Annotated in this window: 5 protein-coding genes and 1 pseudogene; 3 read left to right on the top strand and 3 right to left on the bottom strand. The window is 43.3% G+C overall.

What is annotated here, in order from left to right; all coding sequences use genetic code 11:
• A pseudogene (locus V7K55_RS06585) lies at positions 1-470 on the top strand (serine/threonine protein kinase); the annotation flags it as partial.
• A 55-nt stretch (positions 471-525) separates the two neighbouring features.
• On the opposite strand, the gene hpnH reads toward V7K55_RS06585, so the two are convergent.
• The 3 genes from hpnH to V7K55_RS06570 are packed head-to-tail and all read right to left on the bottom strand — an operon-like array spanning position 526 to position 5,238.
• A complete protein-coding gene (gene hpnH, locus V7K55_RS06580; RefSeq protein ID WP_334829391.1) occupies positions 526-1,545 on the bottom strand; it encodes an adenosyl-hopene transferase HpnH in 1,020 nt (339 codons plus the stop codon).
• A 55-nt stretch (positions 1,546-1,600) separates the two neighbouring features.
• Positions 1,601-2,584, bottom strand: coding sequence for a hopanoid-associated sugar epimerase (gene hpnA, locus V7K55_RS06575; protein WP_334829389.1), 984 nt, complete (start codon positions 2,582-2,584; stop codon positions 1,601-1,603).
• Positions 2,584-5,238 (bottom strand): efflux RND transporter permease subunit, encoded by a 2,655-nt coding sequence (locus tag V7K55_RS06570; RefSeq protein WP_334829387.1) that lies wholly within the window; start codon positions 5,236-5,238, stop codon positions 2,584-2,586. Before V7K55_RS06570 ends, hpnA begins: the two co-directional genes overlap by 1 nt.
• Before the next feature lie 173 nt (positions 5,239-5,411).
• Between V7K55_RS06570 and V7K55_RS06565 the strand changes: the two genes are divergently transcribed.
• The gene (locus tag V7K55_RS06565) at positions 5,412-6,113 is read left to right on the top strand and encodes a 5'-methylthioadenosine/S-adenosylhomocysteine nucleosidase family protein (RefSeq protein ID WP_334829385.1); all 702 of its coding nucleotides are present in this window, start codon (positions 5,412-5,414) and stop codon (positions 6,111-6,113) included.
• Positions 6,114-6,687: 574 nt separating this feature from the next.
• Positions 6,688-8,400: a putative bifunctional diguanylate cyclase/phosphodiesterase gene (locus tag V7K55_RS06560; protein ID WP_334829383.1), complete on the top strand. Its 1,713-nt coding sequence runs from the start codon at positions 6,688-6,690 to the stop codon at positions 8,398-8,400.
• The last annotated feature ends 327 nt before the right edge of the window (positions 8,401-8,727 follow it).

The raw sequence follows: 8,727 nt of genomic DNA, 5'->3' as shown, positions 1-8,727 counted from the left end.
GTTCTAATCAAGGCGGGCAACAAGTACCACCAGATAAGACGTTGTTTCAACCGCGACCTGGTTCTAATCAAGGCGGGCAACAAGTACCACCAGATAAGACGTTGTTTCAACCGCGACCTGGTTCTAATCAAGGCGGGCAACAAGTACCACCAGATGTAACGTTGTATCAACCGCGTCCTGCATCTAATCAAGGTGGGCAACAAGTACCACCAGATGTAACGTTGTATCAACCACGACCTGCATCCAATCAAGGCAGACCACAAGTGCGAACGGATGATACTATTTACCAACCAAAGCTCAATGAGCAGCTAGCTACGAGAATCACTCCCAATTTTTTGCGAATCTTGGGAGTAGTCTTGGCCATTGGATTGGCCTTAGCATTGGTAGCTTATATATATACTCAACTTCAATCTCGTAAAGAGCCAAGTAACCAGCAAGGTTTACCTAATAGCGATCGCCTTCAGAACTAACCCCACAGGAGAAGACCGTACTGCCTCCTCCGGTGGTTGTTCTTTTAACTACTTACTAGTTTCTGCCAAACACACTGCCAAGGGCACGCGCCATATTTTGCGGTTGCATTGCATCCATTGCGGCGGTGGGTTCGTAGCCACAGTGAACCATGCAATCGGCACACTTGGGATTACCACTCTTCTGGCCGTATTGACTCCAATCAGTTTGTGCTAGTAATTCCTTGAAGGTAGAGTAATAACCCTCGTTCAATAGATAGCAAGGTTTTTGCCAACCGAGAACGCTATAGCTAGGGCTACCCCAAGGCGTGCATTCGTAGTCCTTCTCACCAGTGAGAAAATCTAGAAAGAGGGGATTGTGATTGAAGTTCCAGCTTTTTTCACCAGCTTTATAAGGAGCCAGAATTTGCCGGAAGAGGGTGCGGGTTTGTTCGCGGTGAAGAAAATGATCTTGATCTGGTGCCCATTCATAACTGTAGCCGGGAGAAATCATCATCCCGTCAGTATTTAGGGTTTCCAGAAAATCGAAGAACTCTTGCATATCTTTAGGTTCAGTACCTTCAAAGATAGTGGTGTTAGTGGCGACACGAAAGCCTTTAGCTTTAGCGGCGCGAATAGCTTTGACAGCAATATCAAAAACACCTTGACGATCGACACAGCGATCGTGTAACTCGCGCATTCCATCTAAATGCACGCTAAAAGTTAGGTAAGGGGAAGGTTGAAACTTATCTAGATTCTTTTCTAACAACAAACCATTGGTACACAAGTAAATATATTTCTTGCGCTCAATTAATCCCTGAACAATCTCATCGATCTGGGGATGTAGCAGAGGTTCTCCCCCAGGAATTGAGACAACCGGTGCGCCACACTCTTCCACTGCGGTAAAGCACTGTTCTGGGGTGAGATTTTGCTTTAAAATTTCCTTGGGATGTTGGATTTTACCACAACCAGTACAGGCTAGATTACAGCGAAAAAGAGGTTCCAACATCAATACTAAGGGGAAGCGTTTACGTCCTTTCAAACGCTGAGTAACCAGATACTTCCCGATATCCATAGCTTGTTGTATATTAACTGCCATTGTTGCGATCGCTCCTCTTTATATATCTAAAAACACTACAGGATCGTTATATTTTTCATCTCACATAGCCCTGAGCAACAAACCAATCTACAGCATCTTTGAGTGCTGCTTTCAACGAAGATTGAGGTAGACCCAACTCTCGTACAGCCTTTGCAGCATCATAATACATAGGTTGTTTCGCCATCCGCACGCCATCCAATGGCACTGAGGGCGATTTACCCAAGGGTGCGAGAATCTTTTCATCAACCCAGGCAACACTAAGGGGCAACCAAGGGGGTACTGTTCGTTGAGGTGCTATCAAACCGGTGATATCGGCAAGTTGTTCGAGTAGTTCTTTGAGACTTAAATTTTGATGACCTAAGATATAGCGATCGCCTGACTTACCCCGTTGCAAAGCCAGTAAATGCCCCCATGCTACATCCCGCACATCGATAAAATTCAGACCAGTATCTAAATAAAAGGGCATTTGCCGTTGTAAAAACCGTAAGATTATATCACCTGTCGGGGTAGGTTTGATATCCAACGCTCCAATGGGACTACTAGGATTGACAATAACTACCTCTTGACCTCTAGCAACAGCTTGTATGGCTTCTTGTTCAGCCAGAAACTTAGACTTTTTGTAGTCACCCACCAACTTTTCTAGGGGACTCTGATGTGTTTCATCGACAACTTGACCAAAGGATCCTACCCCAATAGCTGCTACTGAACTAGTATAAACGGTACGCTCAATTCCAGCTTTGCTAGCTGCCGCTAACACATTGCGCGTACCTAGGACATTGTTATGGTGAAGTAACTCTCGGTCTGTTTGCCACAGAGAATAATGGGCTGCAACGTGAAATAGATATTGACAACCTCTCATCTCTTCCCAGAGATTTGAAGCGTTCAAATCGCCTTTGATAATTTCCACATCCAAACCGCGGAGATTCTCCAGGTTGCTGCTTGAGCGGACTAGCGCTTTGACATCATATCCTTGTTGTAAAAGCAACCGTACCAAGTGGGCACCAATAAAACCCGTACCCCCTGTAACAAAAACTGGCATCAAGCTGTCCCTCTCTTTTTAAATCGGGGAAACCAATCATCTAAAATGGTGTAGACTACCGGCACGACAATTAAGCTGAGGATCGTTGAAGTTACGAGTCCACCAGCGATCGCTACAGCCATAGGCGATCGCAATTCCGAACCAGCACCTAAACCTAATGCGATCGGTAGCATTCCCAAAATAGTGGAGGCGGTAGTCATCATAATTGGTCTGAGGCGCACTATTCCTGTCTTCAGGATCGCCTCGGTGCGTTCTGTACCAGCATTGCGTAACTGGTTGATGTAATCCACAAGCAAGATGGCATTTTTATTGGCCAGCCCCAGTAAAAAGACGAAACCAATCAGTGAGATCATACCAAAGTCACTCCTGGTAATCAGTAATGCCAACATTGCCCCCACTAGTGCCAAAGGTAAAGATACACCAATCACCAGAGGGTCTACCCAGGTTTTGAACAGCAAAAATAGTACCACAACAATACACAGGGCAGATAAAGCCAAAGTACTGCCAAAACTGCTAAAAACCTCACTTTGGTTAGCAGAGTCTCCTCCTAAATCTAAGGAAACATTGGACGGTAATACCGCCTTCGCTTCTGCTACTACTTTGTCAGTAGCATCACCTAAAGACAGATCCTTGCCAAGATTCGCACTAACATAAGCAACTCGCTGATTATTTAAATGCTCGATTTGAAAAACCTTACCCTGTGGATTCGTTTCACCTGTAATTGTGACATCAGCAAATCCCGGTAGTCTTTGAATTCTTTCTTTAATTGCCTTGACTGCTTTACTTAAGGCTTGGAGATCGTTACCACTTAAAGCTATTTGGAGAGGTTTTTGACCCCCAGAATCGACAAATTGAATATCTTCCACACTAGTCGTTACCCCAGGAAGGATAGGTAAAGTGGAGCGCAATTGGTCTTGTAGTTCCGCAGTTGCGATCGCGCGGTCTTCCTTTAACTTTATATATAGTGTGCCTTTGTTTGGCTCACCCTCACGAGAACCAACAGTAGTAAATACCGTTTCAACTGCTGGTGATTTTCTGACTACATCTTCTAGTTTTTTAGCAACCTGAAGAGAATCGTTTAAGGGATTGGGAATATTGCTCCCTTGTTCTTGTGTCCCTCTACCCAAATCTGGGATATTTGGTAAAGGAACAGTATAAGCAATATTGAATTCGCCGCGATCGAGTTTGGGAATAAACCCTTTGGGAATTAGTGGAATCAGTGCTATACCTGCGATGAAGCTGAGGACAGCTAATCCGATAACTATTTTCCGGTGATTCAAAGACCAACTCAGCAAGTTTCTGTAAGATTGGGCAAACGCTACCCAAATTTTTGCTTCCTGACGTGGGGAGAGCGAGGATTTAGGTTTTAGCCAGTAAATAGCCAGAACTGGAGATAAAGTCCGAGCAACTAACATAGAAGCAAGCATCGCTGCTGAAACAGTAATGCCGAAAGGCTTGAAGAACTGACCGATTACTCCACCCATCAAACCTATGGGTAGAAAAACTGCTACTGCTGTCAAGGTGGCGGCGGTGACTGTTAATCCAATTTCATTGGTTGCTAAAAACGCCGCTTGACGAGGAGTTTCGCCATCTTCAATGTGTCGCATAATGTTTTCCACATCCACGATCGCATCATCAACAATACTCCCAATCACCAAAGCTAAAGCTAACAACGTAATGGTTTCTAAGTTGAAACCGAAAATTGCCATGACGATAAATGTCGCCAATAAAGACGTAGGAATCGCCAAGGCAGAGATTAGGGTGGCTCGCCAATTCCACAAAAAAGGAAAAATTACCACGATGGACAACAAAACTGCTTCTAGCAAAGCATCGATAGTTGACTGGGTGGCTTGGCGGATATATTTTGCTTGGGTAGCAGCTAAGGTGAGTTTGACATCCTTGAGGGTAGAACGTAGCCTTTGGACTTCTTTTTCAACTCGACTTACTACTTCTAAGGTGTTAGCGCTACCGCGTTTGATTACCTGAAATGCCAGTGCATCTTGGCCGTTAAATCTGACTAATGTTGCACCTGCTTGGGGGATGGCTGCTGGACTCACATTCGAGGGATTTAGGGGAATTGCAGTAGCACCGCCCAACAGTGAGACTTTCAGGACTCCTGGTAGTTTAGCGATCGCACTTACAATGTCGTCTTTCGCCAACTTTGTCAAATCTGTCAGATTCCGAGTGGGACTCTCAATGGCATAGCTAATGGCGGCTGACTCGTTCAGATTCAGGGGAATAATTTTAGAAGTCGCTCCTTGAGGCAAAGTCAACTGCTTGAGGGCAGTTTCCACCTTTTTAGTCGATGTTTCTAAATTTGTACCAACGGCAAAAGAAAGGCTAACGGCTGTTTGACTAGGATAGGTGGATGAGCGAATATTCTCCAGTCCTTCTAGAGAACGGAGGCGTTCTTCCAACGGTTTGGTAAGCTTCGCCTCTGTATCCAGGGCAGTTGTCAGGGGGGCTGTAGCATTCACAACTACCACTGGAAAGGTAATATCTGGAAACAAAGCATACTTGAGAGAACTGAAAGCCAGAATACCAGCTACCGTTACAGCAATCCAAAAACTCACCGTCAGCCACGAAAATTGAATCGCTAGTTTAGAAATATTGAAGAGTTCTCGTGCGGATTTTGAGCGATCAGGCTTTACCATCTTGGAAAATTATCGTGGGTGGCACAATTATTTAGTCATGCTACAGCAATCACCTGGAGTTTATGACCAGAAAAGGGCAACATTCTTTATTGTCACTCAGATGTGGCAAAATTTTTAAATATGAAACTTGGTTTTGATAAGCAATTATTCTGTCAGAGTTTTTGGGAGATCTAGTGCCTAATTTTTTGCCCATCAATACAATTTTAGTACCCCAAGGAGCAGAATATAAAGCTGTGTGTCGCGGATTAAGCAGCGTAACTGGTTCCATGTCAACCGTAGTAGCCATACCTGTGGGGATGAAACCTTTGCTCAAATATCTGCAAAAATCCCCAGGAAATGCACAATTTTTAGCTCCAAAATCTAGAGTGCTAATTATGGGTATATGTGGTAGCTTGAGCGATCGCTATACAGTTGGTGATATTGTGCTGTATCAAGATTGTGTTTATCAGGGGAAGCGGCAAGAATGCGATCGCACTTTTACAACTCAATTGCACTCTTACATATCAGAGAAAGTCTCATTAGTCAAGTCATTAACTAGCGATCGCGTCATTTGGTCTGCGCCCGAAAAACGCCGTTTAGGTGAGACTTGGGCGGCTGATGTTGTTGATATGGAAGGATTTACCGCTTTAGAATTTTTCAATGCGGCTGGGGTGTCTGTGGCAATGCTGCGAGTAGTCAGCGACGATTGTCAGCACGATATCCCCGATCTCACATCAGCAATTAACTCTGATGGCTCTCTAAACCCTTTTCCTTTAGCGATCGCCATGCTTCGACAACCCCTTGCCGCTACTCGGCTGATTAGAGGTTCATTAACAGCATTAAAGACACTAGAGCAAGTTACAAATCTGCTCTTTTCTGGCAATCAATTGGGATAATTTGTTGCAGAATTAATCGCACACTTAACGGTGTTTAACTTTTCACGAATGATTTAGAACTGGTATACGTATCTTAAGAGGATGTTTGAAAAGTCATACTGTCGGTATAAAAAGTTATAAATCCCCCTAAATCCCCCTTAAAAGGGGGACTTCGATTCCGGTTCCCCCCTTTTTAAGGCTAGGGGGGATCTAAAAGTGCCTAAAATCACAGCCAAATACTTTTCAAACAACCTCTAAGAAAGAATTAATATTTTATAATTCGTAATTTTTGAAAAGGAACCACAAATAAATATTTGTGGTTCCTTTTCTTTTGATATGACATTCAGGCCAAACAATAAATACTGACAGTGTAAAAATAAATACAACTACAAGTTTGCGATCGAAAAGCTTTTGCAATAAGTTTTACAGAAACTTTATCATCATACATGTCAAGTAGAAAAGGATATTGGGAAGCATAATATATAGCCTTATCAGGGTTAGGTTCCACGAGAGCTAATTCCACTGGATTGCGAACAAAAAATACTTTTTTGCCAGGATAGCTCGGAACTAATTTGCCAACTATCAAACATAATTTATGACGCTAAATCACAACCTTTACCTGTATTCGTTCCTCGCTAATTTCAGATGGCTCAAAAAAAGTTACACCGCTAAAATTATGTTGGTGGCTTTTTTGGGTACTCACGTACCACTTCTAACCTTACTTTTGAGTTTCGTCATTTCAAACTCCTATTCCTTCGAGATGGCGGCGCGAGTTATGATTATTGCTCTATTGGCGACATTAGCGGGTACAGCTGCCACCCTCTATGCGCTAAACCATCTCCTTAAACCGGTCATTTTGACATCTGCGGCATTACAAAACTATCTGAACAGCAAAACACTACCTGAGTTGCCCACAGAATTTGCTGATGAAGCGGGTACGTTAATGGCGGATACCTCACAAACTCTTCACAAATTAGATGAGTTAATTCACTACATCACTAATTATGACGAACTGACTGGATTGCCTAATCGCGATCTATTCTGCGATCGCCTCCATCAGATTTTATCCCAACCTGAAAACAACCAACGTCTTGTAGCTGTATTTGTGTTAAGTATTGATGATTTCATTGGCATGAGTCATGGGTTGGATCATCAAATAACAAATTTATTGTTAAGAGCAGTTGCCCAAAGATTATCAACCTGCATAACACAAACAGATATTCTTGCCCATTTTAAGGGAGATGAATTTGCCCTTGCCCGAATCGACATTAATTCTTTGGAAAGTGTAATTAAGTTATCTCAATTGTTATTGAGTACCCTAAATAAACCCTTTTTTTTGGAGGGTAACTCGATTCATATCACCGCCAGCATCGGCATCACAATTAATAACCCAACCGATCTTAATACTGTAAATCAGGTCTTACAACAGGCTCATATAGCGCTGTACCAGTCAAAGCAGCAAGGGCGTAGTCGATACCAATTCTATTCGCCGGAAATTAATGCTCAGTTGCAAGAGCGACTGACTTTAGAAAAAGAATTACATGGAGCGCTTGAACGTGGCGAAATGCTGATTTATTATCAACCTCTAATTGAGTTACATAGCGGAAAAGTTACAGCTATGGAAGCCTTGATTCGCTGGCAGCATCCTACATTAGGTTTGGTTTCTCCAGCAAAGTTTATTCCCATTGCAGAAACCAATGGTGCGATTGTAGCAATTGGCGAATGGGTCTTACGAACTGCTTGCATCCAAACCCGTGCTTGGCAGCTTGCTGGATATACCCCAATTCGGATATCTGTGAATCTGTCATCTCGACAGTTTGAACAACCCTATCTGGTTGAGATAGTCAACCAAATTCTTGAGGAGAGTGGACTCCAAGCATCTTACCTAGAACTGGAAGTGACCGAAAGCTTTTTGATGGCTGATATGGATCGTTCAGTTCATATCTTAAAACAATTACGAGAACTGGGTATCTGCTTGGCTCTAGACGATTTTGGTACTGGTTATTCCTCGCTGAATTATTTGAAACGCTTTCCTGTGAATATGCTCAAAATCGATCAGTCATTTGTGCAGGATGTCATGTCTAATCCTGATAGCGCCGCCGTCACCGATGCGATTATTGCCCTAGCAAAGAGCCTCCGCTTGAAAATCACAGCAGAGGGTGTGGAAACCCAAGAGCAGCTTGAATACCTGCAAATGCGTGGATGTGATGAAGGTCAGGGTTACTACTTCAGTCGTCCTGTTCCTGCTGATATGATTGCCCCGATGTTGCAGAAAAGTTTTCAGCAGGTAGAGATTACTACAATATAGGTGGATGTTTAAGCCATTACAATGTCAGGACTTACGCAAAAAGGCAGTGAAAGCCTTGATTTACCGTAGGGGCAATTCATGAATTGCCCCTACATTTCGCACTTTTATCTCATGTAGTCGTGACTTCCAGTCAATTAAGAGGACAAGGGGCAGGGGGCGGGGGGCAAGGGGGAGAACCCCATAAATAAATTTATTTGCTCTGGAACAAGGACGTATTATTTCTCGCGCTTCGCGTCTCGAAATAAATGTTTAAAATTGAGCATAAATAAATTTAGCGAAAAGTTCTGTAGGCGGGTTTCCCTGCCGTAGGAAACTTTTCCAGACAGG

Origin of the sequence: Nostoc sp., assembly GCF_036919895.1 — a bacterium.
GTDB lineage: Bacteria > Cyanobacteriota > Cyanobacteriia > Cyanobacteriales > Nostocaceae > Nostoc.
This window is presented reverse-complemented; position numbering and strand designations above follow the sequence as displayed.

What these genes read in the sequence shown, in the direction of transcription:
- hpnA (WP_334829389.1), bottom strand. Translation starts at nt 2,584, where the DNA reads ATGCCAGTTTTTGTTACAGGGGGTACGGGTTTTATTGGTGCCCACTTG.
- hpnH (WP_334829391.1), bottom strand. Translation starts at nt 1,545, where the DNA reads ATGGCAGTTAATATACAACAAGCTATGGATATCGGGAAGTATCTGGTT.
- V7K55_RS06560 (WP_334829383.1), top strand. Translation starts at nt 6,688, where the DNA reads ATGACGCTAAATCACAACCTTTACCTGTATTCGTTCCTCGCTAATTTC.
- V7K55_RS06570 (WP_334829387.1), bottom strand. Translation starts at nt 5,238, where the DNA reads ATGGTAAAGCCTGATCGCTCAAAATCCGCACGAGAACTCTTCAATATT.